21 protein-coding genes are annotated in these 26,276 nt (G+C 60.3%); 17 read left to right on the plus strand and 4 right to left on the minus strand.

The features are described from left to right. Positions 1–56: 56 nt before the first annotated feature. On the minus strand, positions 57–557 hold the full coding sequence (gene tpx, locus U6037_RS15570; RefSeq protein WP_095112063.1) for a thiol peroxidase: 501 nt from the start codon (positions 555–557) through the stop codon (positions 57–59). A 335-nt stretch (positions 558–892) separates the two neighbouring features. On the opposite strand from tpx, the gene U6037_RS15575 reads away from it, so the two are divergent. Further along, on the plus strand, positions 893–1,318 hold the full coding sequence (locus U6037_RS15575) for a YciI family protein (RefSeq protein ID WP_322843608.1): 426 nt from the start codon (positions 893–895) through the stop codon (positions 1,316–1,318). A gap of 173 nt (positions 1,319–1,491) precedes the next feature. Here U6037_RS15575 and U6037_RS15580 read toward each other — a convergent pair whose 3' ends face one another. Further along, positions 1,492–1,860: a DUF6124 family protein gene (locus U6037_RS15580; RefSeq protein WP_122844117.1), complete on the minus strand. Its 369-nt coding sequence runs from the start codon at positions 1,858–1,860 to the stop codon at positions 1,492–1,494. 626 nt (positions 1,861–2,486) lie between these two features. Here U6037_RS15580 and U6037_RS15585 point away from each other — a divergent pair. The 15 genes from U6037_RS15585 to U6037_RS15655 all read left to right on the plus strand — a co-directional run bounded on the left by U6037_RS15585 (position 2,487) and on the right by U6037_RS15655 (position 21,720). Then, the gene (locus tag U6037_RS15585) at positions 2,487–3,275 is read left to right on the plus strand and encodes a hypothetical protein (protein ID WP_322847331.1); all 789 of its coding nucleotides are present in this window, start codon (positions 2,487–2,489) and stop codon (positions 3,273–3,275) included. Positions 3,276–3,285: 10 nt separating this feature from the next. Then, on the plus strand, positions 3,286–4,737 hold the full coding sequence (locus U6037_RS15590; protein WP_322843609.1) for a DUF1254 domain-containing protein: 1,452 nt from the start codon (positions 3,286–3,288) through the stop codon (positions 4,735–4,737). A 13-nt stretch (positions 4,738–4,750) separates the two neighbouring features. Next, entirely contained in the window at positions 4,751–6,154 is a 1,404-nt protein-coding gene (locus tag U6037_RS15595) for a DUF1254 domain-containing protein (protein WP_416221681.1), read from the plus strand. Between the two features lie 16 nt (positions 6,155–6,170). After that, positions 6,171–7,121: a SphA family protein gene (locus U6037_RS15600; RefSeq protein ID WP_322843610.1), complete on the plus strand. Its 951-nt coding sequence runs from the start codon at positions 6,171–6,173 to the stop codon at positions 7,119–7,121. Between the two features lie 23 nt (positions 7,122–7,144). Further along, the gene (locus U6037_RS15605; protein WP_322843611.1) at positions 7,145–8,125 is read left to right on the plus strand and encodes a MoxR family ATPase; all 981 of its coding nucleotides are present in this window, start codon (positions 7,145–7,147) and stop codon (positions 8,123–8,125) included. Beyond that, a complete protein-coding gene (locus tag U6037_RS15610; protein WP_322843612.1) occupies positions 8,122–9,057 on the plus strand; it encodes a DUF58 domain-containing protein in 936 nt (311 codons plus the stop codon). The genes U6037_RS15605 and U6037_RS15610 overlap by 4 nt, the downstream gene beginning before the upstream one ends. Then, a complete protein-coding gene (locus tag U6037_RS15615; protein WP_322843613.1) occupies positions 9,054–9,653 on the plus strand; it encodes a DUF4381 domain-containing protein in 600 nt (199 codons plus the stop codon). The genes U6037_RS15610 and U6037_RS15615 overlap by 4 nt, the downstream gene beginning before the upstream one ends. After that, a complete protein-coding gene (locus U6037_RS15620; RefSeq protein ID WP_322843614.1) occupies positions 9,640–10,632 on the plus strand; it encodes a VWA domain-containing protein in 993 nt (330 codons plus the stop codon). Before U6037_RS15615 ends, U6037_RS15620 begins: the two co-directional genes overlap by 14 nt. Position 10,633: 1 nt before the next feature. Then, positions 10,634–12,214: a VWA domain-containing protein gene (locus U6037_RS15625; RefSeq protein WP_322843615.1), complete on the plus strand. Its 1,581-nt coding sequence runs from the start codon at positions 10,634–10,636 to the stop codon at positions 12,212–12,214. Further along, positions 12,211–13,635, plus strand: a complete 1,425-nt coding sequence (locus tag U6037_RS15630; RefSeq protein ID WP_322843616.1) for a hypothetical protein — start codon at positions 12,211–12,213, stop codon at positions 13,633–13,635. The genes U6037_RS15625 and U6037_RS15630 overlap by 4 nt, the downstream gene beginning before the upstream one ends. Then, entirely contained in the window at positions 13,632–14,654 is a 1,023-nt protein-coding gene (locus U6037_RS15635) for an HAD family hydrolase (RefSeq protein ID WP_322843617.1), read from the plus strand. Before U6037_RS15630 ends, U6037_RS15635 begins: the two co-directional genes overlap by 4 nt. Before the next feature lie 70 nt (positions 14,655–14,724). Continuing rightward, a complete protein-coding gene (locus U6037_RS15640) occupies positions 14,725–16,305 on the plus strand; it encodes an arylsulfatase (protein ID WP_322843618.1) in 1,581 nt (526 codons plus the stop codon). Positions 16,306–16,493: 188 nt separating this feature from the next. Continuing rightward, positions 16,494–18,998, plus strand: coding sequence for a fused MFS/spermidine synthase (locus U6037_RS15645; protein ID WP_322843619.1), 2,505 nt, complete (start codon positions 16,494–16,496; stop codon positions 18,996–18,998). Between the two features lie 101 nt (positions 18,999–19,099). After that, positions 19,100–20,728: a J domain-containing protein gene (locus U6037_RS15650; RefSeq protein ID WP_322843620.1), complete on the plus strand. Its 1,629-nt coding sequence runs from the start codon at positions 19,100–19,102 to the stop codon at positions 20,726–20,728. After that, positions 20,725–21,720, plus strand: a complete 996-nt coding sequence (locus U6037_RS15655) for a DUF3829 domain-containing protein (protein ID WP_322843621.1) — start codon at positions 20,725–20,727, stop codon at positions 21,718–21,720. The genes U6037_RS15650 and U6037_RS15655 overlap by 4 nt, the downstream gene beginning before the upstream one ends. A 48-nt stretch (positions 21,721–21,768) precedes the next feature. Here U6037_RS15655 and U6037_RS15660 read toward each other — a convergent pair whose 3' ends face one another. Continuing rightward, complete coding sequence (locus tag U6037_RS15660) at positions 21,769–22,443, minus strand: DUF3313 domain-containing protein (protein ID WP_322843622.1); 675 nt, start codon at positions 22,441–22,443, stop codon at positions 21,769–21,771. Between the two features lie 212 nt (positions 22,444–22,655). Between U6037_RS15660 and U6037_RS15665 the strand changes: the two genes are divergently transcribed. Beyond that, positions 22,656–25,010 carry a tetratricopeptide repeat protein gene (locus U6037_RS15665; RefSeq protein ID WP_322843623.1) on the plus strand — a complete coding sequence of 785 codons (2,355 nt, stop codon included), beginning with the start codon at positions 22,656–22,658 and terminating at the stop codon, positions 25,008–25,010. 215 nt (positions 25,011–25,225) lie between these two features. Here the strand turns inward: U6037_RS15665 and U6037_RS15670 are convergent, their stop codons facing one another. Beyond that, the gene (locus U6037_RS15670; RefSeq protein WP_236428036.1) at positions 25,226–26,200 is read right to left on the minus strand and encodes a hypothetical protein; all 975 of its coding nucleotides are present in this window, start codon (positions 26,198–26,200) and stop codon (positions 25,226–25,228) included. Between the last annotated feature and the right edge of the window lie 76 nt (positions 26,201–26,276).

Genomic DNA, 26,276 nt, shown 5'->3' on the forward strand with positions numbered 1-26,276 from the left:
ATACACAAATGAAAACGGCCTGGACAGGGCCAGGCCGTTAACAATTGTAAAAGCGCTTACTTGAGAACGGACAGTGCCGCTTCGTAGTTAGGCTCTTCAGCGATTTCCTTGACCAGTTCGCTGTGCAGGACGTTGTCGTTTTCGTCCAGAACCACGACCGCACGGGCGGTCAGGCCTTTCAGCGGGCCGTCAGCGATGGCCACGCCGTAGTTCTCGATGAACTCGGCACCGCGCAGGGTCGACAGGTTCTGTACGTTTTCCAGACCTTCAGCGCCGCAGAAACGCGCCTGGGCGAACGGCAGGTCAGCGGAGATGCACAGCACCACGGTGTTGCTGATGTCGTTCGCCTGAGCGTTGAACTTGCGCACGGAGGTCGCGCAGGTCGGGGTGTCGACGCTTGGGAAGATGTTCAGGACTTTGCGCTTGCCGGCGAAGTCTTGCAGGGTGACGTCGGACAGATTGCCGGCAACCAGAGAAAAGGCTGGCGCCTTGGAACCGGCTTGTGGCAACTGGCCGTTGACTTGAACCGGATTGCCTTTAAGGGTGACTTGAGCCATGACTTGAGTCCTTCTGATGTTTTGATTGGAAAGCATGCAAGAGGCGGAAGTTAACCACGAAATTGTCCGACGACCTATGCCCTGTTTGGAAATTGTTGGGGGCCTGCCTGAAAAATTGTATACAAAACCATCGCCGTTCCCTTGTAGGAGTGAGCCTGCTCGCGATGGCGTTGTGTCAGTCAACATCTGCGTACATGACACACCGCCATCGCGAGCAGGCTCACTCCTACAATTGGATTTGAGGCGTTACTGGTCTTTTATTCAGAGACCCTGTCGATTCACCGCTGGCTCGTTCGACTAAACAACGAATCCTCACAATCCACGGAGTAACCGCCATGCGATTCATGATCCTTGTCAAAGCCAGCGCCGATTCCGAAGCCGGCATCATGCCCAGCGAAGAGCTGATCACCGAAATGGGCAATTTCAATGAAGAACTGGTCAAGGCCGGCATCCTGATCGATTGCGATGGCCTGCATCCGAGCAGCAAAGGCGCCCGCGTACGCTTCTCCGGCGATAAACGCACGGTCATCGACGGCCCCTTTATCGAAACCAAGGAGTTGGTCGCCGGTTACTGGATCTGGGAAGTGAAGTCAAAAGAAGAAGCCATCGAATGGGTCAAGCGCTGCCCGAACCCAATGCCGGGCGATTCTGAAATTGAAATCCGCCAGATATTTTCTGCCGAAGACTTCGGCGCAGAATTCACCCCGGAAGCGCGCGCTCAGGAAGAACGCATCCGCGAACAAGCCAAGAAAAACAGCTGAACCGGATATCCCGCGTAGGACCTGCCGAAGGCTGCGATCTTTTGATATTGATCGTTCCCACGCTCTACGTGGGAATGCCTCAAGGGACGCTCTGCGTTCCAGCTCGCGAATTGACGCAGAGCGTCAAGGGCTGCATTCCTTTGCTGCGCGTGGGGACGATCATTCAACAGAGATCAGTCATTGAGCTCGACGTGATCCAAGGCTTGATTCACCGCAAGCTCACCCAGCATGACGACCTGTGCGATGCCCAGTGCGGTCTTGCGCTGCGACGTTTCCAGCGAGGCGGCGAAGTTGATGAGCATCTCGCTGGCCGAGCCGAGGGTTTCGCTGGCGTTGGCGAGCAGGGATTCGGTGTTGTACCTGGGATTGGCGAGGTACATGGGTTCTGGCTCGTTGGCGCTGGACATGATGCGGGCGGCGGGATTGAGGTAGTAGTCGAGGGCGCGGTCGGCGGCTTCGTGGAGTTTTTTACTGTCGACCGAGGCGTAGGGGGATGTGGTGTCGGCGTCTGATTCTGGGGGATTGGGTGTCGGTTTTTTCATGGTGGAACTCCACTGGAAAGTTGGAGCTGCCCCATTCGGTTTCCGGACGAAGAGGTGGCAGCTGTACGCAGGTTGGAAACCCGGGCAGCGGCGACCCGGTCGACCCGAAGGTCTCCCGCGCACAGCCGCCATAACGGAGTGCACACATTCGAAGTGCGCAAGGATACGTTATGAAAGGCGTGTACGCGCCACTAATACCCGTCGGGGTTTCCAGTCCCGGTCGCTGATTTGGCAGCGACGAACACAGGCTAGAGACCCGACGTCCGACGGACAACCTGAAAACCTTGTGGGAACGTTCCGCAAAATCGAAACAACCTTTAAACATCCCGAATTGAAATACGCATAGGTAGGAGCTGCCGAAGGCTGCGATCTTTTGATCTTGAACTTACAAACAAGATCAAAAGATCGCAGCCTTCGGCAGCTCCTACACGGGCACCAGCCTTTTAGTACACAAAATCACCGTGATCCTGCTCACAAAACCAAAGAATTAATCCCTTCGGCTGGCTAACTCCCGATTAGCTGCTAGCGTCTTTCATACGTGTCCTACGGGCTTGATAAGAAAGGGATTACGCAGTAACGGCCGCGAAGTGCCAAGTTATCCAAAAGCCACCAGGGAATCGGGGATGATGTTCAATCGAGTGGGGAAGACTCTTTTTCTGGCGGGTTCGCTGGCGGCTGCGTGCTGCGCGCAAGCGGATAACGCCGAGGACTCAAACAAAAGCAACAACCCGCTGAACGTCGCGCCCGGCGCCAATCTGCAGGACTACTACACCCCGAAACTCTACGACAGCAACGCGCACAGCAATGACGTGTTGCTGCGCGGCACCCTGCCGATCGCGCCGAACGATTTCATCGGTGTGCCGCAACTGGTTCGCGCGACGCTGCCGATCAGCACCCGCCCCGATCCGCACAACGGTTACAGCACCGGCATTGGCGATCTGAACCTGTTCGACATCTTCATTCTGAAAACCGAAGGCGTGCAGTTGGGCGTGGGTCCGCTGATCACCGCGCCGACGGCCGAACAGGACGAACTCGGCACCGGCAAGTGGCAAGGCGGACTGGCTGCGGTGGCCATCGACGCCTCACCACGCGGTCTGCTCGGCGCCCTGGTGCAATACCAAAGCTCGTTTGCCGGTGACAACGATCGGCCCCACGTCGAGAGCGCCACGATGCAGCCGTTCATCATCCACAACCTGGAAAAAGGCTGGTATCTGCGCTCCACCGGCACCTGGACCTTCGACCTGAAAAACGACACCCACTACATCCCGCTCGGCCTGGGTGTGGGCAAGGCCTGGAAGTCTGGCAGCAACATTCTCAACGCCTTCGTCGAGCCGCAGTGGACGGTCGATCGCAAGGGCGATGGCCTGCCGCAATTCACCCTCTATGCCGGCCTCAACGTGACGTTTGGCAAGTAAGGAAATCGCTATGCACGCAGCCCTCAAAGCCGCCGGTTTCAGTTTGATGACGATGTTTGTCAGTTGTGGCGTCGGCGCCCAGGACCTCGATACCCCTATCGGCAAGATCGCTATGGAGGGCGAGCTGCCGAGCCATGAATCGATTGCCAAACTGTACGCCGAACTGGATTTCCAGCAGGCGACCCAGAGTTATCTGTGGGCCTTGCCGCTGGTGTCTTATGCCCAGTGGCAGGAAGAGTTTCGCGAAAAGCTCGGCGCGCGCAGCGGCGATCTGATGGTACTCAACAGCTACGAAGACAAGCTCGGGGTGATCACCGCCAACGCCACTACCCCCTACATTCTCGGCTTCGTCGATCTGAGTGAAACCGGGCCACTGGTCATCGAATTGCCACCGGGGCCGACCGCTGGCGGCATCGGTGATTTCTGGCAGCGGGCGATCATCGACATGGGGCAGACCGGCCCGGATAAGGGTCAGGGCGGCAAATACCTGGTGCTGCCACCCGGAGCCGAACCACCGGCAGATGCCGGCCGGTACTACCTGGCCAAATCGGAAACCATGAACGTGCTGGTGGGTTTCCGTGTGCTCGATCCGGACCCGGCCAAGGGCAAGGCACTGGTCGAAAAGTTCAAGATGTACCCGTACGCCCAACGCAATAAGCCGGGTGACACTCGCCTGCTCTCGCCGCAAGGCAAACCTTGGTCCGGTACACAGCCCCAAGGCATCGCCTACTGGGAACGCCTGTACCAGATCATCCAGAAAGAACCGGTCAACGAGCGTGACCGGTTCTACATGGCGATGCTTGCCAGCCTCGGTATCGAAAAGGACAAACCCTTCAACCCCAATACCCATCAACGTCAGGCCCTTGAGCAAGGTGCGCAGGTCGGCGAACTGATTGCCAAGGCCAACACCTTCGCCAAGCGTTTCCCTGACGCTCAGTATTGGCCCGACCGGCACTGGGACACGGTGCTGAACATCGCCGAGCCATCCCAACGTGTGGCCTATTACGATCAGTTGTGGGAACGCAGTGCCTGGTTCTACGAGGCGGTCACCAACACCAAAGGCATGGTTTCCAAAACGCCGGGGCTGGGCCAGACCTACCTCGGCGCCTACACCGATGCCAAGGGTGACTGGCTCGACGGTGGCAAGAGCTATCGCCTGCACGTTGGCGCCAACCCGCCGGCCAGACAATTCTGGTCGATGACCGTTTACGACATCACCAGCCGCGGCCTGATCGACAATCCGCAGCGCAAGGCCGACCTTTCTTCGCGTCAGGATTTGCAGAAGAACCCCGACGGCTCGGTGGACCTGTACTTCGGTCCGACCGCGCCCAAGGGCCTGGAAAGCAACTGGGTGCAAACCCTGCCCGGCAAACACTGGTTCAGTTATTTCCGTCTGTACGCGCCGACTGAAGCGTATTTCGACAAGAGCTGGAAACTCGACGACATCACGCTCGCGCAATAAACAAGGACGCACCATGCACACACGCAATATGTTGCTGACCAGCCTGACGCTTACGCTGAGCACCAGCGTCCTGGCCGATTTCACCGCCAGCCCGGAAGAGGCCCGAGGGATTGCCAAAGAGGCCTACCTCTACGGCTTCCCCGTGGTGGAGATGTACAAAACCCTCTACACCCAAGCCATCGACAGCAAAAGCCCGAACTACAAGGCGCCGCTGAACCAGATCGGCAACACGGCGAAAGCCTTCACCGCCAAGGACACCGCGTTTGTCACGCCCAACGCCGACACGCCCTACTCCTTCGTCTGGATGGACTTGCGCACCGAGCCGCTGATCCTGACCCTGCCGCCGATCGAAGAACACCGTTATTACTCGGTGCAACTGATCGACGCCTACACGCAGAACTTCGCCTATCTGGGCACGCGCAGCACCGGCAACAACGGTGGGCATTTCATGATTGCCGGGCCGGACTGGCAAGGTCAGCAACCGGTCAACATCGACCGCTTGCTGCGCAGCGAAAGCAACATCACCTACGCGCTGTACCGCACGCAATTGTTCGACGAGAAAGACCTGGCCAAGGTCAAGCAGATCCAGAAAGGTTACAAGGTCGAAACCCTCAGCCATTACGTCAAACAGAAAGCCCCGGCCCCGGCACCCAAGGTCAGTTGGCCAAAACCGACGCCGACCATGAGCGAAACCCCGGAGCTGTTTCGTTACCTGAACTTCATGCTGGCGTTCACGCCGCCGCAGGATGTCGAAAAGGATCTGCTCGCACGCTTTAGCAAAATCGGCATCGGCGCCGGCCAGCCGTTCGACCTGAAGAAACTCTCCGCCGAGCAGCGCAAGGCGCTAGAAGACGGTATCAGCGATGCCAAAGCCGAATTTGCCGCGTTCAAAAAGGACAAGGTCGACACCCATCAAGTGACCAGCGGGGATTTCTTCGGCACCCGCGATCACCTCAAGGGCAATTACTTGTACCGCTACGCCGGCGCCAACATGGGCATATTCGGCAACTCCGCCGAGGAAGCGAATTACATCGGCTATTTCGTCGATAAGGACGGCCAGCCAGCCGACGCCTCGAAACACGATTACACCCTGCATTTCGACAAGGGCGCCCTGCCCCCGGCCGACGCGTTCTGGTCGCTGACAATGTATGACGGCAAGAACAAATTACTGGTGGCCAACCCGCTTAATCGCTACCTGATCAACTCGCGAATGCTGCCGGATCTTGCGCTGGATGCCGACGGCGGCCTGACCCTGTATGTGCAGCACAAGAACCCGGGCAAGGACAAACAGGCCAACTGGCTGCCAGCGCCCAACGGGCCGTTCTACGGGATCCTGCGTCTTTATCTGCCAAAACCGGAAGTGGCCAGCGGCGAATGGAAAATGCCGCCACTGATCCCGGTCAACTCAAAACAATAAGCGGAGTCATTGATTGATGATCAAGCCCAACGTTGTGCGCCCGCTGTTGGCGCTGTGCATGATCGGCAGTCCTCTGCTTTACGCAGCGGAGGGTGGTGTCGGTCGACCGATCACCGGTCAGCAGGTGTTCTCCAACGCCGGGATCGTCCCGCCCGAGCCGGGTTGGGTCATGTCGCTCACCAGCATCTGGTACGACGGCTCGCTCAAGGGCAGTAACGGTGCACCGATTTCCGGCGCAGTCAGCGGCGGGATCGACATGAAAGTCTCCTACACCATGGGCAACTTCACCCACGTCTGGGACACCGGCAAAGGGTCATGGAATTACGCTTCGGCGATCGGCGTGCCGGTGCAGTACACCGACATCAAGGCGAGCATCACCGGACCGCGCGGCCGCACTTTGGGTGACAGCGACTCCGGCACGCAATTCGCCGACGCCTTGATCACGCCGATTGCCGCCGGTTACCACTTCGATGAACTGAATCACATCTCGTTTTCGCTGCCGATCTACGTGCCAACCGGCGCCTACAACAAGGATCGCCTGGCCAACCCGGGACAGAACAACTACACCTTCATGCCAACGGTGGCGTTCACGCATCTGGATGGCAAGGGTGGCGAGTTCAGCCTGATGAGCGCCTTCGAGCGCTACACCGAAAACGACGCGACTGATTACCGCAACGGCAACATCTTCCGCCTCGATGCCCTGTGGACCCACGGCTTTGGCAATGGCTGGAACGCCGGCGTCGCCGCCGGCTACATCCAGCAGTTGACCGATGACAAGGGCCAGACCGCCGACACCTTCAACGGTTATCGCGGTCGCTCTGTCGGTGCCGGCCCGGTGGTCGGCTGGACCGGCAAATTCGCCGATGCCCAAGCCAACATCAGTGCGCGCTGGGTGCCGGAGTTCGACACCAAGAATCGCCCTGAAGGCAACGGTTTCAGCGTCAACCTGACCCTGGCCTTTTTCTAGACCGGCCACAAAGGACTGCCCCCATGACTGCGCTTACCGACCTCAACGCCCTGCAAGCCAGCATCGCCGAAGCGGTGCTCGGCCAGGATCAGGTGATCCGCCAGATCCTCCTCGGCCTGTTGGCCAACGGTCACTTGCTGCTGGAAAGCCTGCCGGGGCTGGCCAAGACCCGCACGGTCAAGGCGCTGGCCAAACACCTCGACGCGAAAATGAGCCGTATCCAGTTCACTCCGGATCTGCTGCCCTCGGACATCACCGGTGCCGAGGTGCTGCATCAGGTCGAAGGCAAAAACGAAATCCGTTTTCAGCCGGGGCCGCTGTTCGGCAATCTGATTCTCGCCGACGAGATCAACCGCGCACCGGCGAAAGTCCAGGCAGCGTTGCTTGAAGCCATGGAAGAACGGCAGATCACCGTGGCCGGCAACAGCCATGCATTGCCCGAACTATTCATCGTGGTGGCGACGCAAAACCCGATCGAACAGGAAGGCACCTATCCGCTGCCGGAAGCGCAGATGGACCGTTTCCTGATGAAAGTCCTGCTCGATTATCCAAGCGCCGAAAACGAAAGCCAGGTGCTGCGCCTGCTGCGCAACGAAGAGTTCGCCCAAGGCGCGAGCACCACGCCGGCCAAAGGTTTCAGCCTGGCACAGGACGTGATCTTCGCCGCCCGCAAGGAAGTCAGCGCGGTACACGTGTCTCCGGCCATCGACAGCTATCTGATCGACCTGATCAACGCCACCCGCCACCCCGCCGATTACGACGAAGACCTTGCGCGCTGGATTGCCATCGGCGCCAGCCCGCGTGGCGGCATCGGCCTCGATCGTTGTGCGCGTGCCGATGCGTGGTTGCAGGGTCAGGACTTTGTCTCGCCAGACAACGTGCGCGCGGTGGTGCATCCGGTGCTGCGCCATCGCCTGCAGTTGAGCTATGACGCGGTGGCCGATGGTGTGAGTGCCGATCAGGTACTTGACCGGATTCTCGACAAAGTGGCGATTCCGGCATGAACGATGAAGGTCTGGTCTACGTTTCTCTCGCGCAATTGATGGCGCTGGAGTTCAAGGCCCGTGACCTGAGTTTTCTCGCCCGTCAGCCCCGCGGCAGCATCCTTGCCGGCAACCATGCTTCACGTCTGCGCGGGCGTGGCTTGAATTTCGATGAGTTGCGCCGCTATCAGCCAGGCGACGATTTGCGTCACCTCGACTGGCGCGCCTCGTTGCGCACCGGCAAACCGGTGGTGCGCACCTTCACCGAAGAGCGCGACCGCCCGGCGTTGATCGTCGTCGATCAACGCATGTCGATGTTCTTCGGCTCGCAACGCAGCTTCAAATCGGCCCTCGGCGCCGAACTCGCGGCATTGGCGGCGTGGATGGTATTCAACGCCGGCGATCGGGTCGGCGGGCTGGTGTTCAACGATCAGCGTATCGACAGCATCGCGCCGTTGCGCAGCCGCAAACGGGTCGAAGCCTTGCTGAGCCGCATCGCCGAACAGAATCAGGCACTGAGCGCGGCCAACCCCGACGCTGAAGACGAAGATCAACTGGACAAGGTCCTGCAGCGCTGCCTCGCGCTGGCCGGTCACGATCATTTGATCTGCATCGTCAGCGACTTTGCCGGGGCTGGCGAACGTACCCTGCAACTGATGCGGCAACTGTCGGCGCACAACGATGTGATTGCGCTGCAGGTTTACGACCCGCTGGCCATGAAGCTGCCAACCAATGGTCGCCTGCTGGTTACCCAAGGCGAATTGCAAGTGGAACTGGCGGTGGAAAAACGCAACGTGCACCAACCGCTGGGGGACTTTCTCAGTGGTCGGCTGCAGGACGTTGCGACCCTGCTGCGCCGCAGTCAGGTGCCGCTGATGATGTTCAGCACCGCCGAAGAGGCCCATGCGCAACTGCGTGCCGAGCTGGGTAAAACCGCCGGGGCAAAACGGTGAATCCGCAGATCCCCAGTATCGAACAGCTTAAGGAGCTGAGCCTGCCCGCGCCGGTCAGTTATGCGCCGCAGACGTGGGGATGGTGGGTGTTGCTAGGGCTTTTGATCGTGCTGGCGATCGTGGTGGGCGTGCGCCGCTATGTGCAATGGCGAAGGGATGCTTATCGGCGTGAAGGCCTGGCCCGTCTGGCGCAATTGCGTGGTCGCAGTGATGACTTGAATGCCTTGCGCGAACTGCCGGAACTGCTCAAACGCGTGGCACTTTCGATGCCCACACAATCCCGGCATTGGAATACAACCCCTGTAGGAGTGAGCCTGCTCGCGATAGCGTCATCGCATTCAACACATTCGTCGACTGATCGGACGCCATCGCGAGCAGGCTCACTCCTACAGGGTCCTGCGGCGCTTGGGCGGGAGGATTGGCAAGTCTTTTTGCAGCAACACAGCAAAAAACCGCTGCCGGCAGACTTCAGCGCACAACTCGCACAACTCGCCTACGCCCCCGACGCCACCCTGCGCGCCCTCCCCGCGCAGCAACGCCTGGCCCTGTTCGACGCCTGCCAATACTGGATGGAGCATCACCATGTGGCAGCTTGATTACCCCTGGCTGTTGCTCCTGCTGCCGCTGCCTTGGCTGGCTTACCGCTATCTGCCCGCCTACAACGAGGCCCGCAGCGCCGTGCGCGTACCGTTTTTCTCAGCGATGAGCAGGGCCGTCGGTGAGGCACCCGGCATCGTCGGCAGCCGGCGCAATCATTGGCAACTGCTGTTGAACTTCCTTGTGTGGGCCCTGATTCTGTTGGCCGCCGCACGCCCGGTATTCATTGAAAAACCTATCGAACGACAACAACCGGTGCGCGACCTGATGCTCGCCATCGACCTTTCGCAGTCGATGGAAACCGAAGATTTCAGCAACGCCAACGGCGAAAAAATCAATCGTCTCGCCGCCGTCAAACAAGTCGTGCAAGGCTTCATCGACAAGCGCAAGGACGACCGTCTCGGCCTGATCGTGTTCGGCAGCGGCGCCTATCCGCAGGCACCGCTGACCCTCGATCATGCCAGTCTGTCGCTGTTGCTGGCCGACACCGGCATCGGCATGGCCGGCCCGAACACCGCGATCGGCGATGCCATCGGCCTGAGCCTGAAGCTGCTGGATCAGGCCCATGAGCAGGAAAAAGTGCTGATCCTGCTCACCGACGGCAACGACACCAGCAGCGCGATCACTCCCGATCACGCCGCTGAAATGGCCGCCAACAAAGGCGTGATCATTCACACCATCGGCATCGGCGACCCGAGCGCGTCCGGTGAAGCCAAGGTCAACCTGTCAGCGCTGGAGCAGATCGCCAAAACCACCGGCGGCCAATTCTTCCGCGCCGAAGACCGCAACGCGCTGGATCAGGTCTACAGCACCCTCGATCGGCTGACCCCGCATCAAGTGAAAACCCTCAGCCATCAACCGCAACGCGAGTTGTTCTACTGGCCACTGGGCGCGGCGATTGCCCTGTTGGTCCTGTATCACCTCGGCGCGCTGCTGCGTGTGCGCCTGGCGTTTGCCCGTCAGCGGCAGGAGGCCTGAGATGGAGATCAACCTCAGTGACTTCCATTTCCTCCGTCCCCTCTGGCTGCTGCTGGCGCTGTTCGGCGCCGTGCTGCCGCTACTCTGGCGGCGCGGTCGCGACCTGCAACGACGGCTGCGCGGCAACATCGCCGAACACCTGTTGCCGCATTTGCTGATCACCCCACAGGACCATCAACGCCTGCGCCCGGTGCACCTGCTGTGCGCGCTGATGATCGTCGCTGCGGTTGCGGCGGCCGGGCCGACCTGGGAACAGGATCGACCGGACTTTCTCGAAAACCGTGCGCCGTTGATTATCGCCGTGGACCTGTCGCCGTCGATGGACGCCAGCGATGTGCAGCCGACTCGCCTGGAAGCGGCGAAACACAAACTGCACGACCTGATCCAGCGCCGCGCCGGCGCCCGCACCGCACTGATCGCCTACGCCGGCAGCGCACATCTGGTGTTGCCGCCCACCGACGATCCGGCGCTGCTCGACACCTTCATTCAAGCGTTGGGCAGCGGACTGATCGACAAGCCGGGCAAAGATGTCGGCGCGGTGATCGATCAGGCGAAGCGCTTGCTCAGCGCCGAAAAAACGCCCGGCAGCCTGCTGTTGATCACCGATGGCGCCGACACTGCACAGCTCGACGGCCTCGACAAACGGGTGGGCGACAGTCCGTTGCAAGTGCTGGTTTTGGCGGTCGGCAGTGAGGACGGCGGCGTCATTCACGACGCCAGCGGCCAGCCGCGCACCGACGCCAACGGGCGTCCGGCGCTGGGCAGTTTCGATCAGGCTGCAATCAAACAACTGGCCTCTGCCCTCGATGCGCCGCTGGGCAGCCTGACCCTGAATAACGACGACCTGGACTGGATCGAACTGCACGCGCAGCAACACTTCCAGAGTGCCAGCGCCGAGCAGCGTGAATTGCACTGGAAAGACGCCGGTTACTGGTTGTGCTGGCCGCTGCTGCTGTTGGCGCTGATCAATGTGCGCAAGGGCTGGAGCGTCAACTGGATGCCCGCGCTGGCATTGGCGATTGGCCTCGGCTGGCCAGCGGCGCCAGCGCAGGCCAACGCCCTGACCGATGCCTTCTTCACCCGCGATCAGCAAGGCCGCTGGGCCTTCGAGCATGAGCACCTGCCGCAAGCGGCGGCGTTGTTTGTCGACCCGTACTGGAAAGGTGTCGCGGCGTATCACGCGGCCGATTACGACCTGGCGCTGGCGACATTCGCGCGGCTCGACACGCCGCAGGCCTATTTCTATCTGGGCAATATTTATGTGCGTCGTTTCAAGTTCGATGAAGCCATCGCTGCGTATACCCAGGCCTTGAAGCTGCAACCGCAATTCCCCGAAGCGACGGCCAATCTAGCCTTGGCCCAGGCGTTGCTCAAGGACACCGAAAGCGCCGAGAAAAACGCCCCGGAGACGAAACCTGATGAGGTGAAATTCGACAAGGCACCGGGCAAGGGCCAGAGCAAAGCCGTGCAGACTGAGCAGGCCGCGTCAGATGCTTTGTGGTTGCAGAACCTGACCACTTCGCCGGCGAAGTTTCTCAAGCAGAAATTCAGCTTGCAGGATCAGCAAGGAGCCAGGCCATGAACCCTATGAACCGAGTTGTGGCCATCGCGAGCAGGCTCACTCCTACATTGGTTTTGTGTGCGCCAACAATCCCCTGTAGGAGTGAGCCTGCTCGCGATAAGGCCAGCACAGGCACCCGGATACTCGGCACCTTACTCATCAGTGGCCTGTTCACACTCCAGGCCCTCGCCGCCGACCCGCAACTCAAAGTCCAGGCCCATCTGCAGCCCGCCGAAGGCGCCATGGTCGGCGGCCTCGTCGAGCTGCAAATCGACGTCCTCACCGACACCTGGTTCACCAGCGCCGCCACCCTGCCCGACCTTAAACTCGACGGCGCACTGGTCATGCCGCCGGACGGTCAGGCGCAGCACCTGAATCAAACCATCGACGGCCAGGCCTTCAGCGGTTTGCGCTACAGCTACCTGATCACCCCGAACGTTGCGCGCACGTTTGATATCCCTTCTCTGACCGTGCGCGCGACACCCGGCCAAGCCACGACAGAAATCACTGCGCAAAGCCAAGCGGTGCAGTTCAGCGCCGCACAACCGCCCGGTTTCAAACCCGGGGAAACCCCGCTGGTGGCCAGCGGTTTGCGTTTCACTCAAAGCATCACAAATTCGACGACGCCGTTGAAAGTCGGCGACAGCATCACCCGCCAACTGACCCTGCAAGCGGACGGCGCATTGGCGATGGCGCTGCCGATTCCCGCGTTCGGTGATATCCCCGGTTTGAGCCGCTATACCAAAACCCCGCAAGTCACTTCTCTGGATGATGGTCGCGGTGACATCCTTGGTGGCCAGCGCATCGACAGCGTCACCTACCGCATCGACAAGGCCGGTTCGCACACGCTGCCGGCCGTTGAGGTGAAATGGTGGGACGCCAGCACTCGCCAATCGCGCACCGCGAAAGTGCCGGCGGTGACCTTCGAAGCAGCGGCCGGCACGGCCTACAAACCGGTGTTTTCGATCAGCCAAGACCTTAAGCAACTGGGCCAGAATCATCTGCGTTTCTCCACCCGCTGGCTGTTGTGGCTAACGCTGATCGCCGCTGTCGTTGCCGCCGCTTATCTGTTGCGTCCGGCACTCATCCGCGCCAGAAAAAACTGGCAAGCACGCCGGCAAGCTAAACAATGGGCGTGGCAGCAATCCCCCGACTTCGCCTGGCAACAAATCGATGCACAACTGCAAGCCCGACCGGCGCAGTTGAGCGCGCTGTACCTGTGGCTGCGGCGCAGTCGCCTGGGCCTGAAACTGGTCGATGCCGGCCCACGCCTGCAAGGCCTGTTACGCGGGCTTTACGGTCGCCAGCCGAGTACCGAGCAAACACTCGTTCAACTGCGCGAATCATTGACTACGCTTCACAGTCAGGCCGAACAGCAACACGCAAAACCGGCCTCGGCCCTGCGCCCGCTCAACCCCGTTCACGAGAAGGATTTCCCATGACGACTGCGCTACGGCAACGCCAACGTTTCGGACTCGCCCTGTTGTTTGGCCTCGCCCTGCCACTGCTGGCTCAAGCCAACGAGCCGCTGCCGTCGTGGAGTGACGGCCCGGCGAAGAAGAACATTATCGAGTTCGTGCAGGCGGTGACCGACCAGACCAGCAAGGACTTCGTCAAACCGGGCGACCGCATCGCCGTGTTCGACAACGACGGTACGTTGTGGAGTGAACAACCGGCCTATTTCGAATTGCTGTTCGCCTTCGATGAGGTCAAGCGCACCGCCGCGCAGCATCCGGAGTGGAAAACCACCCAGCCGTTCAAAGCCGTACTGGAAAACGATCACAAGGCTCTGGCGGCTTCCGGCATGGAGGGGCTGCTGAAAATCGTTGGGGCGACCCACACCGGCATGACCACCGAGGCTTTCGATGACTACGCCAAGACCTGGCTCAGTCAGGCACGGCATCCGAAAACCGGCAAGCCGTACACCGAGATGATCTTCCAGCCGATGCTGGAAATGCTCGACTATCTGCGCAGCCAGGACTTCAAGACCTACATCGTCTCCGGCGGCGATACCGCGTTCATGCGCGCCTTCGCCGAGAAGGTCTACGGCATCCCGCCAGAACAAGTGATCGGCACCACCTTCATCACTTCATTTCAATACAAGGACGGCAAGGCCTCGATCGTGCGCACGCCGAAACTGGCGCACAACGACGACGGCCCCGGCAAACCGGAAAGCATCGACGCGGTGATCGGCAAACGGCCGATCCTCGCCTTCGGCAACTCCGACGGCGACCTGCAGATGCTGCAGTGGACAGCCGCCGGCTCCGGCAAGCGTTTCATGGGGCTGGTGCATCACACCGACGCCAAACGCGAATGGGCGTATGACCGCCAATCCGATATCGGCCGGCTCGACAAGGCCCTCGACGAAGCCAATTCCCGTGGTTGGACCGTGGTCGACATGGCGTCCGAATGGCGCCGGATCTACCCGTTCGAATCGCCGGCAACCGGGCAAGTGCAATAAGAAAGCGTGATGCAGGACTGCAATAAACGTTAGTCGCAATAAACGACCCCCGCGAAAAGGAGCAAGTCAGATGACTCGCATACGCAAGTGGCTACCCAAGCTCGCCTTAGTGGCGACTTCGGTCATGGCGCTGTCGGCAACGGCCACAGCGGCTGAAAAACCCAACATTCTGGTGATCTTCGGCGATGACATCGGCCAGACCAACATCAGCGCCTATTCGATGGGGGTGGTTGGCTACAAGACCCCGAACATCGACCGCATCGCCAAAGAAGGCATGATGTTCACCGATTACTATGCGGAGAACAGCTGTACGGCTGGACGATCGTCGTTCATCACCGGCCAGACGCCACTGCGTACCGGTCTGTCGAAAGTCGGCATTCCCGGTGCTCCGGTGGGCCTGCAGAAACGTGACATCACCATTGCTCAGGCCCTCAAGTCGCAGGGCTATGCGACCGGCCAGTTCGGCAAGAACCACTTGGGCGACAAGGACGAATACCTGCCGACCAACCACGGTTTCGACGAATTCTTCGGCAACCTGTACCACCTCAATGCGGAAGAAGAACCTGAACGTCCGTACTGGCCGAAAGATGACGCCGAGTTCGTCAAGGCTGTGTCTCCGCGTGGCGTGATCCACAGCTTCGCCGACGGCAAGATCGAAGACACCGGCGCGCTGACCACCAAGCGCATGGAAACCATCGACGACGAAACCACCGCTGCTGCGCAAGCGTTCATCGAGAAACAGGCCAAGGCGGACAAACCGTTCTTCGTCTGGATGAACACCACGCGCATGCACTTGTTCACCCACGTGCGTGATTCGATGAAGGGCCAGAGTGGCATGCCCGGCAATGAATATGCGGACGGCATGCTCGAACACGACGCCGACGTCGGCAAACTGCTGAAAACCCTTGATGACCTGAAAATCACCGACAACACCATCGTTGTCTACACCACCGACAACGGTCCTAACCAGTTCTCCTGGCCGGATGCGGCGACCACGCCGTTCCGCAACGAGAAAAACTCCAACTGGGAAGGTGCTTATCGCGTGCCGGCAATGGTTCGCTGGCCGGGCAAGATCAAACCCGGTGAAGTCACCAACGAGATGTTCTCGGGTCTGGACTGGTTCCCGACCTTGCTCGCAGCGGCTGGTGAAACCGATGTCGCCAACAAGTTGCTCAAAGGCTGGGCGCCGACCTCCGGCGGCACCAGCTTCAAGGTGCATCTGGACGGTTACAACCAATTGCCTTTCCTGACCGGCCAAAGCCCTAAGAGTGAGCGTAAAGAGTTCTACTATTTCAACGACGACGGCGTGCTCGTGTCGATGCGCTATGGCAACTGGAAAGCGGTGTTCTGCGAACAACGCGCCCCGGGCGGTTTCAAGGTCTGGAGCGAACCGTTCGTGTGCCTGCGTGTACCGAAAATCTTCAACCTGCGGATGGACCCGTACGAACGTGCTGACATCGTTTCCGATCAGTACTACGACTGGACCACCAAAAACGTTTATCTGACCGAAATGGCCGTGATGAAGTCGGCGGCGTTCCTGCAGACCTTCGTCGAGTACCCACCTAGCCAGAAACCCGCCAGCTTCAGCATCGACCAGATCCGTGCTGCGGTTGACGCCAAAATCGCTGAAAAAATGAAAGCTGCACAGTAAGCCCGCTGGACTGCCGTTCGCCCTCACCGGCGGACGGCCCTATTTTTGACTTGGGACCGTATCGGCCCCATTCGCGAGCAGGCTCGCTCCCACAGGGGATTTGTGGTGGACACAGGTCCAGTGTGGGAGCGAGCCTGCTCGCGAAGGAGCCAGTACCGTCACAGTGACTCTTGAATTAAGGCCTTCGCATGTCCTCACGTATCGCCAGCAAGCCATCGGCCATACCCGTCACACAAACCACCTCCCCAGCCTTGCTCGTCCCCGCGCTGCTGCTGTGCATCTCCGGCACTGCGGCGCTGGTCTATCAGGTGCTGTGGATCAAGCAACTGTCGCTGGTAGTCGGGGTCGAGGTGTACGCGATCACCACTGGCATCAGCGCGTTTTTCGCCGGGCTGGCGATCGGTGGCTGGCTGTTCGGGCGCTGGGCCGATCGCTTGCAGCAACCGGTGTTGCTGTATGCCGGGCTGGAAGTGCTGGTGGCGATTCTCGGCGTCGGCGCGACCGTGACCATGAGTCTGGCGGCCAGTCCGTTTGCCTGGCTGCAAGAGCATGTCGGCCTGCTTGCGTGGATATTGCCGTTCGCATTGGTGGGGCTGCCCGCGGTGTTGATGGGCGGCACCCTGCCGGTGCTGGTGCGTTCGCTCGCCGCCGATCCGGGCAAGGCTGGCGGTCAGTTGTATGCGGCCAATACCTTGGGGGCGATTGTCGGCACCCTGCTCGCCGCGTTTGTGTTGATCGCCAGCCTCGGCGTCCGTGGCAGCGCGTTGTTCGCGGCGATGCTCAATCTGTTGGCTGCCATCGGTGCGTTGTGGCTGGCCCGGCAGCATCCGGTGCCAGTGGCAACCCTCACTAAACATCATGCGGAAAAAGCCCCGGATCGCAGCGCGCTGTGGCTGTACTCCATCGCCGGTGGCGTGGCGCTCGGCTATGAAGTGGTCTGGTCGCAATCGATCGTGCAGTTCATGAGCACCCGCACCTACGCGTTTGCCGTGGTGCTTGCAACCTATCTGACCGGGCTGTTTATCGGCAGCGCCCTGCTCGCCCGGCGGGTCGAGCGCATTCGTGATCCGTGGGGCGTGTTCGGTTTGCTGATTGCCGGCGCAGGGCTGGTCGCCTTGCTGGAAATCGCCCTGCTCGGGCGCTGGCTGGTGATCGCGCAAAGTCAGGCGGAAATGTGGCTGTTGAGCCTGGGCGCCAGTGAACTGACCGGCATGAGCGCACGCTTCGCGGTGGCAGCCTTGAGCATTGTCTTTGTGCCGACGCTGCTGCTCGGCGCGGCGTTTCCGCTGGCCTTGCGCCTGAGTGTCGGCCATGAACGCGTCGGCCGGGATGTGGGGGCCGTGGTGGCGTTCAATACGCTCGGCGGGATTGTCGGGGTGATGCTTTGCGGCTTTCTGTTGATCCCGCTATTGGGGCTTGTGCGCACCTTGGGCCTGCTGGCGATTATCGCCGCCGGCGTCGGCTACTTTGCCGTGCGCAAAGGTCATCACGTCAAAAAAGGCCGGCGTCAGACCGTGGTTGCTCTCGGTCTGGTCTCGATTGCTTTTGCTGTGTTCACCCCGGTCGACAAACTCGCCAGCCTGCTGCCCGGTGCGCGCAACGGCAGCCTGTCGTTCTATGAAGAAGGCCGTGGTGGCACCGTCGCCGTGGTTGCTCAAGGTCGCGGCGATAACACCTTTCATCGTTTGTATATTCAAGGCGTGTCGAACACCGGTGACGCCATGCCTTCACTGCGCTACATGCGCGTGCAAGCGTTGCTGCCACTGCTGATTCACAACGGCGAGCCGCGCTCGACGCTGGTGATCGGTTTCGGCACCGGCATCACCGCCGGCGCCATGTTGCGCTATCCGGGCCTGGAACATCGGGTGGTCGCCGAGCTGCTGCCGTCGGTGGTCAAAGCCGCGCCACTGTTCAAAGGCAACTTCAACGCCGCCAGCGATCCCGGCGTCGATGTGCGTCTGCGCGACGGGCGCCAGGAACTGTTGCGCAGTGCGCAAAGCTACGACCTGATCACCCTCGAACCGCCACCGCCGTCTGCGGCCGGCGTAGTCAATTTGTATTCGCGGGATTTCTACCAGTTGGCGGCCAGTCGCCTTGAGCACAAAGGCATCGTCGCCCAGTGGCTGCCGCTGCCGACGCAGAACATTGATGACTCGCGTTCGCTCGTGCGCAGCTTCCTCGACGTGTTCCCGTACGCGTCGCTGTGGACCAGCGAGTTCCACGAGATGTTGCTGGTCGGTTCGCTGCAACCGATGGAACTGGACGCCGCGAAAATCACCGCGCGTTTCCAGCAGGACAGCGTACGCAGCACCTTGCAGGATGTCGGCATCGGTTCCGCCGCTGCCCTGCTCGCGACCTGGGTCACCGATCGCGCCGGCCTCGAGCGTTTTGCTGCCGACGCGCCGGCGGTAACCGACGATCAGCCCCGTATCGAATATGCGCCGTGGGTGCGCAGCAAGGAGATCACGCGGGTGTTGCCGGCACTGTTGGATCTGTATCAGGCGCCGCCATTGGTGAATGCCGATGCCGGGTTCAACGAGCGCATGGAAATCCATCGCCAGCGCCTGATGCAGTTCTATCGCGCCAGCCTGCATGCCTACGACGGCGACCGCGATGCCTGGGCACGGGATATCGGTGAAGTGATGCGCAGTGATGGTGGCAACCCCTATTTCCGCTGGTTCGTCGGCAAGTAAACGACGGCTGAGGACTTTTCGACGCGAAACAGGTAGGGTGCGCAAAATCAAAGTGCCATCACTGGACCGCGTCGCAGGTTTTCAATGGAGTTGTACACGCAATGAGTTGCTGGACCGTCCTTGGCCTTACGGCCGACGCCGATACGCGCAGTATCAAACGCCAATACGCTGCCCTGCTCAAACAGACCCGTCCGGACGAAGACGCCGAGGGCTTCCAGCGCCTGCGTGACGCCTATGAGCAAGCCCTGAATTACAAGGAATGGGCGCAGGCCAACGAAAACACAGAGAGCGAAGACGACAGCTGGGATTTGACCGGCCTGACCGTGGTCGAAGTCGATGCCTTGCAACAGGCAACTCGCTCGCTGCAAGGCACCAGCCTTGCGCAGTTGCAACAACGCCATGCCCTCGCCGTTGAGCAGGGTTGCGCGCATATCCTCGAAGAAACCCTGCTGCAGCATTGCATCGAGAACCCGCAAACATCGGCGCCGATGGTCGATTGGGCGGTGCAGACCTATCACTGGTTCAGTGCCTGGCAGCGCCTGGAACTGGATGAGGAATCCATCGAACATTTGCTCGATCAGCAGCGCGAACGCATTACTCGACCGCTGCGTGATGCCCTCGATCGTGAGGACAGTGCGGCCTTTTTGCAGGCCTACGCACAGTGCGGCCAATGTCTGTGGCTCGACGCTGAAGTACACCGGCTGTGGTTCAACCTGTTCCTGAGTCGATTGCTACTGGACAGCGAACACTGGTCCTGCGCTGTTTTCGAGCAGGTTTGTGCGGGCCAGGGCTGGCATTCCGGCCCGGCCAACCGTTGCCCGCAAGATGAATGGAAGCGTCTGGTCGCGCGCCATGAGGCACCGATTTTTATCGCGCAACAACGTCAGCTCGCGCAAGAGCCACCCGCCACTGCCGAACACCGCGCCGCGCGCCTGTTGCTCGGGAGCGGCCCGTTCAGCCAGCGTCGCGCGCTGGCCCGGCGCCTGCGTGAGAAAGATTGGGAGCATTGCCGACATTTGAGTTCGGCGCTGTATGCCAATCATCCGAAGGTCTGTGCAGAGTTGCCCGGTGGCACCGCGTTTTTCTGGCGTGACTGGGAGCTGAGCCGTGGCGAATGGCCGACCTACCTTGGCGTGGTGCTGGCCTGTCTGATCGGTGCGTTTACTCATTTCATCCCGCTGGGGCTGCGCGTCACCGGGCTGTTCAATATCGTCATGACCTCAACGATCGTGTTTGGGGTGATCGCTGCGGGCATCAACTGGCTGACTCACGAATTGGCGCACACCCATTGGCTGCTGGATGACCGCCTCAGCGCACGGTTGTGGCCAGGGTTCGCCAAGGAGGCTGCACCGTTCGGCATACTGCGTGATCTGATTCCCTGCGCATTGATGGTGGCTGGGCTCAGCTGGTTTTTCGGCCCCATCGCTGGCGGCGTCTATGCCGCCACACTGGCCTGCGTGGGTTTGATCCGTCGCCGTCAGGTCAAGCCACACACGTCCTGGGAAAAGACCAACCTGCCGGCGAAAATCGGCCTGACGCTACTCGGCGTTGTCGCCCTGGTGCTGGTGCTGGGCGTGTTCAAAGTGGCCGCCAGTCAAGGCACGGTCAATCGCAATCAGGGGCTACAACCCTGGGCCGAGCGTTTGTGTAGCCGGTTGCCGGCGAGTTCTTTCGATTGCGGCGCTCCCGCCACCCGTGAACAGTGGTATCCCGCGGAGGCACGGCCATGACGTCGAGATTCATGTTTGTCAGCGGCGTAGTGGTCGTTCTGGTGGTGATGGGGCTGTCGAGCGCGACCCGGCCGTTCCTGAAACTCGATCTGTGGCTTGATCAGCGCGAATCCCTTGTGACCGCCCAGGCCAATGCGTTGAGTCCGATCATCGCCTGCGTCAACCGCGTCGATGTGCACTGGCGCAACGCCTACGACAAATTCGAACGTCCGCGGCCAACAAGTGATGCATTCGGGCATTATCTTGCTGAGGCACGGGATTTCGACAACACGGATGCGTACACCGTGCAGGACATCCAAAAGGATCTCTGCCTCAGTCATATCAACGAAAAACTCGAACTCTTGGCCTATCAGCCAGTGCTTTCACAAAAAGTCCGTGACTACGCGCAAGCACTGCAGGGAGCAGCGGTGATCTTTACGCCGGAGCGACTCGACAGAAGTGCGAATTTTTATGCCACGCCGCTCGCCCGGTTGTCCCAGGGCTCGGGGCAAATCCAGGCCGCCAGCAATGCCTACATCAATGCATCGACAGCCTTGCGAGAGGAACTGCTGCCACTGGACGTGGCTCAGCGCCCCGAGCAGCTCAAGCTGCTGGAAGCGCGCGTGGGTAAGGAGATCCACTGGTCGCTGCTGGCGTACATGATTCAGGCCCGGGAGACACTGGACCTGCTCGAAGACGGGATGAAACACCGCACGCTGACCCCGCAAGCCGTGGCCGACACCACCGCCGATCTGCAACAGGCGTGGGATCGCCACGAGCCGCTCATGGGCCTTCGTTTGGGTGGTTTGCGAAACAAGGACGATGACGCGCGTGACTTGTGGGATTACATCCGCGCGCCCTCGCAAACGTATCTCGACGCGTTGAGAACCCTGCACGAGGACTGGCAAAACCACGCCGAACCGCAACGCTTGAGCGACGACTACTACGCCGTCACTCGCGGTTACGACGTCCTGCTCAGTCACTACAACCGCCGGGCGCGCGCCGACTTCTGAGGGTGTGCACAGACCGGAGATTCCTCGCGGACCTCCGGCCTCGTGCGTTTACTTGGCTGCCTTGAGCTTCAGATACGACTGACGCAGGTCTGAGGCCCAGCCATCGATGACGGGTTTGACGTCGTTGGCGCTCATCGCCTGCGAATCATTTTCCAGTGGCTTGCCGGTGCCTTTGCGTACCACTTGCGCGACGACCTTGTTATTCGCGCCATCGAGGAACACCGCTTCGGTGGCCAACGTAGTTTCCTGATCGCGAATACCGCTGGCCGTGCTGACCGCTGCTGCCACCAGGGCAATCGGAATCACCTCATACGCGTGCAGGCCTTCGGTCTTGCTGCTCACGGCGGTGATCGCCGCACGCACCACAATCACGCCAGGGCCTGGGCCGGTGGCCAACGGCAGGTCTTTGCCGATCTCACGCTTGAGTGCCTGATCGTAGTAGGAAGTGATGCCATTGAGGGTCTGCTGGGAGATCTTCGCGGTCGGTTGCGGTTTCGGATAGAGCTGAGTCGGCTCGATGTACACACTGGTGAATTTTTTGATATCGACCTTCGGATCGATCCAGCGCATGACCTCGGCACCGGACGGGGATTTGGCCTCCTTGAGCTGACTGTAGTCCTTGAGGAAGCCGGAGTACTCTTTCGGGTCGACGGTTTTGCTGGAACAACCTACCACTGCGAGGGTGGCAAAACACAGTGTGCCCATCATCACTGCTAGCTTCATGCTGTAACTCCTGTCAGAAGGCCGAAAACTTTGCCTAGGGGAGTTACAGGTATAGCTAAAACCTCAGCAATTGCGATTGCAAAGCACAATATTCACGCAACGCTGCGCAGCGGATCACAACCGTCATTTGACAGACGCCGGTCATCCGGCAAAGCTGCACCGAGCTTGAACGCACGCCAGACGGCAAATGCACCTGGACTACGGAAGTCGCAATGCCCAAGCATAAAAATAAAACAGCACAACCTGACCCTGATTCACCTCGATCTTCACTCTCAAAATATCTGTTCCCGATCACCATTGGCGTGCTGCTGGCCGCCGTGGCGGGGATCGGCTGGTTTCTGTTCAGCCCTGCTCCCGCCCCCGTAAAACCTGCGCCAATAAGCGTGTCAGCAGCCGTAAAGCCGCAGCCTGTTGTGGTGAACAAACCGGTGACGATGGTCGATGAACAACAATGCCAGGGCTGCCACAGCGAACAGGTCAAGGACTGGCAAGGTTCACATCACCAGTTGGCGATGCAGCCGGCGAACGCTGAAACGATGCTCGGCAACTTCAACAACATCACCTTCAAAGGCGAAAACGAGACCACGCGCTTCTCGCGCAAGGGCGATGAGTTCTGGGTCAACACGCCCGGCATCGACGGCAAGCATGCCGACTTCAAAGTCGCCTACACCTTCGGCATCGCACCGCTGCAGCAATACCTGATCGAAGTCGGTGAGGGTCGCTTGCAGGCACTCGGTGTGGCGTGGGATACCGAGAAAAACCGCTGGTTTCATCTCTACCCCGGCCAAGGCGTGAACTTCAAGAATCCGCTGCACTGGAGCAAGCCGAGCCAGAACGCCAACTTCATGTGCGTCGAGTGCCACACCACTGGCTTCAAGCGCAATTTCGATGCGGCCAGCAACACCTTCAACAGTCACTGGAACAGCCTCGGTGTCGGTTGTCAGGCGTGTCACGGTCCGGCGTCGAATCACTTGGAGTGGACGCAGAAAAAAACCGATCTGATCCATCAGGGTTTCGACGTCGATCTCAAGAACAAGAACGCCACCGTCGAGATCGAAACCTGCGCCCGTTGCCACGCGCGGCGTGCGCCGCTGGGCGATGGCTACACCGTCGGCAAGCGCCTGATGGACGATTACCTGCCCAGCACCCTGACCCGCGAGTTGTATGCGCTGGACGGCAAGATCAAGGATGAGGTGTTCGAACACGGCTCATTCCTGCAAAGCAAGATGTTCGACAAGGGCGTGCGGTGCAGCAACTGCCACAACCCGCACAGCACCGAACTGAAAGCACCGGGCAACGCGGTATGCCTGCAATGCCACAACGCCGCCGGCAAGACTTCGATCGAAGGCGTTGACGGCAAAGGCCTGCAAGCGAAGAACTACGACTCCGTCGAACATACCCGCCACACCCTGGGCCAGCCCGGTTCGCAGTGCGTGGATTGCCACATGCCCGGCAAGTTCTACATGGGCAACGACTTCCGCCATGACCACAGCTTCAGCATTCCCAACCCGGAACGGGCGCAGAAGCTCGGCACGCCGGACGCGTGCCTGACCTGCCATCAGGGCAAGGCTGGCGACAAGGTCACCGCGCAGTTCAAGTTGTGGAACGCGTCCACCGCGCCGCAGGCACCGCGTTATGACGAAAGTCTGTGGCTGATCCGCAACGGCCAGCCGGGTGCTGCGGATGCGTTGTATGAGCAGTTGCAGCGCAGCAATCTGCCGGCGATTCAACGCGCGACATTGCTCGCGGACCTGCCGCTGTATCCGAGCGAACAGGCGTTGAAACTGGCAACGCAGGATCTGAAGAATCCGGCGCCGCAAGTGCGCGAAAGTGCCGTGCGGGCGATCAGTGCGTTCTTGCCGCCTCCGGAGCGAGCACCGTTGTTGGCACCGCTGCTGGGTGATCCGGTGAAAGCCGTGCGCATCGTTGCCGCACGGGATCTGCTGAGTGTTGCGCGCAATGGCGGTCTTGGCGCAGCGCAAGCCAATTGGGATGCGGCGATTGCCGAGTACGAAGCGGTGCAGAAGAGTCTGCTGGAACGTGCCGAGGCCAATCTGAATCTGGCGATGCTGTACCAGGCCAGTGGCCGTGCCGCGGAAGTTGAAGGTCTGCTGCGCTCGGCGCTCAAGCGCGACCCGGACTTTTACCCGGCGCTGGTGACGCTGGTGCAATGGCTTGAAGCCAATGGTCGAGGTCAGGAAGCGCAAACGTTGCTCGATGACAGCCTCAAGCAACACCCGGACGCGGCGCTGTTGCAGCACACCCGGGGCCTGTCGCTGATCCGTGCCGGCAAGGCCGTCGACGCCATGTCGCCGCTGAAGAAAGCCGCGCAACTGGAGCCGCAGAACGCGCAATACGGTTATGTGCTGGCGGTGGCGTTGCATGAAAGCGGCAAGGTCGATGAGGCCTGCGCGGTGTTGGAGGGGCTGCTCAAGGTTCAACCGGCGAACCGCAATGCGCGGTTGTCGCTGATTCAGTGGTATCTCGACAGTGGGCAGGAGCCGAAGGCGCAGGTGTTGTTGCAGGGATGGAAGAAGATGAATATGGGGGATCCGGCGCTTAAGTGATTGGCCGGAGATCCTCTTGCCCTCACCCTAGCCCTCTCCCAGAGGTAGAGGGGACCGATTGGGGGATATTCAAGAGATACACCGACGTGAACGACTGGCTTTGAATCCATAATCGACTCGGTCTTTCACGTCGGTGTCACTCGCCAGACACCTCGGTCAGTCCCCTCTCCCTCCGGGAGAGGGTTAGGGTGAGGGGCTTTTAAGGGTTCACCCAATTACCAGGACGACGTCTCACCACTGCGCAACGCCATCTCCCGCCGGCTGTTGATGTGCATCGCCTTGATCAACGATACCGTGCCCACCAGCAAAATCGCCGCGCCCAACAGGAAGTCGATGTTGTACAGCTGGAAATCCTGCACCGGCCCGATCAGCAGCACCCGCACGATCGCGGCGCCCAACAGCGTGGCAAGGAAGTCGATCCCCGGCTCATTACGGTAAAACACCAGCAGCAACGGCAGGCACAGCACCAACAGCAGCAACAACACCACAACCTTGAACGACCCCTTGCGCTCGACGCTGAAGGCACATTCGTGCGGGCCGTAAGCCTTGTAATCCTCGTCACGAATCATTGAGGTTTTCTCGTTGATGTAGTCGACACGGTTGTACTTCTGGATCGGCGTAAAGGTGTTGGACATCTCCATCAACGTGGTGATGTTCTTGAAACGCAGGTCAATACGTTCGCTGCCCTTGAGGTAATAGAGCACCGGTTTATAGCCGTAGCGATACGTGTCGAAAGGGAATTCGGTAACTTGCCCCTGCACACCGATCGGGCGCGGTTCAAGTTCGGCGTAGGCACTTTTGTTGGTGGCGGAAAGGTTGCGGCTCAGCGGCTGCACCTTGACCTGTTCAAGGAAGATCGGCGTAACGCCGTAGGACCATTGCAAGGGTTCCAGACGCAAACGCAGTTCGTTGCGACCGAGGTCATAGCGGTTGAACGTGCGTTCCGAAACCACCAATGAGCCACTGAGCATGAACTCGCCGCGCAGGTTGTTGGTGACGCGCAAGGTCAGTTGGTCCTTGCCCAGCAACGCCGCTTCCGTGGACGGTGGCGTGCCGCACCACGCGGTGCTTTCACCGACGCCGCCGAGCTGGCCGCTGCGGTTTTCCTTGAATACGTAAAAGTAACTGGCCCACAGCGTCACCATTAAAAGCAACGCTGTGAGGCCGAGAATTTTTTTGCCCGGACTCACTGATCAGACTCCCTTCTTCGGTTCCATCGTCCAGCCGAAAACCCGCTGGCGACGGCGACTCTACCAAAAGGCCACC

Origin of the sequence: Pseudomonas sp. B33.4 (assembly GCF_034555375.1) — a bacterium.
GTDB lineage: Bacteria > Pseudomonadota > Gammaproteobacteria > Pseudomonadales > Pseudomonadaceae > Aquipseudomonas.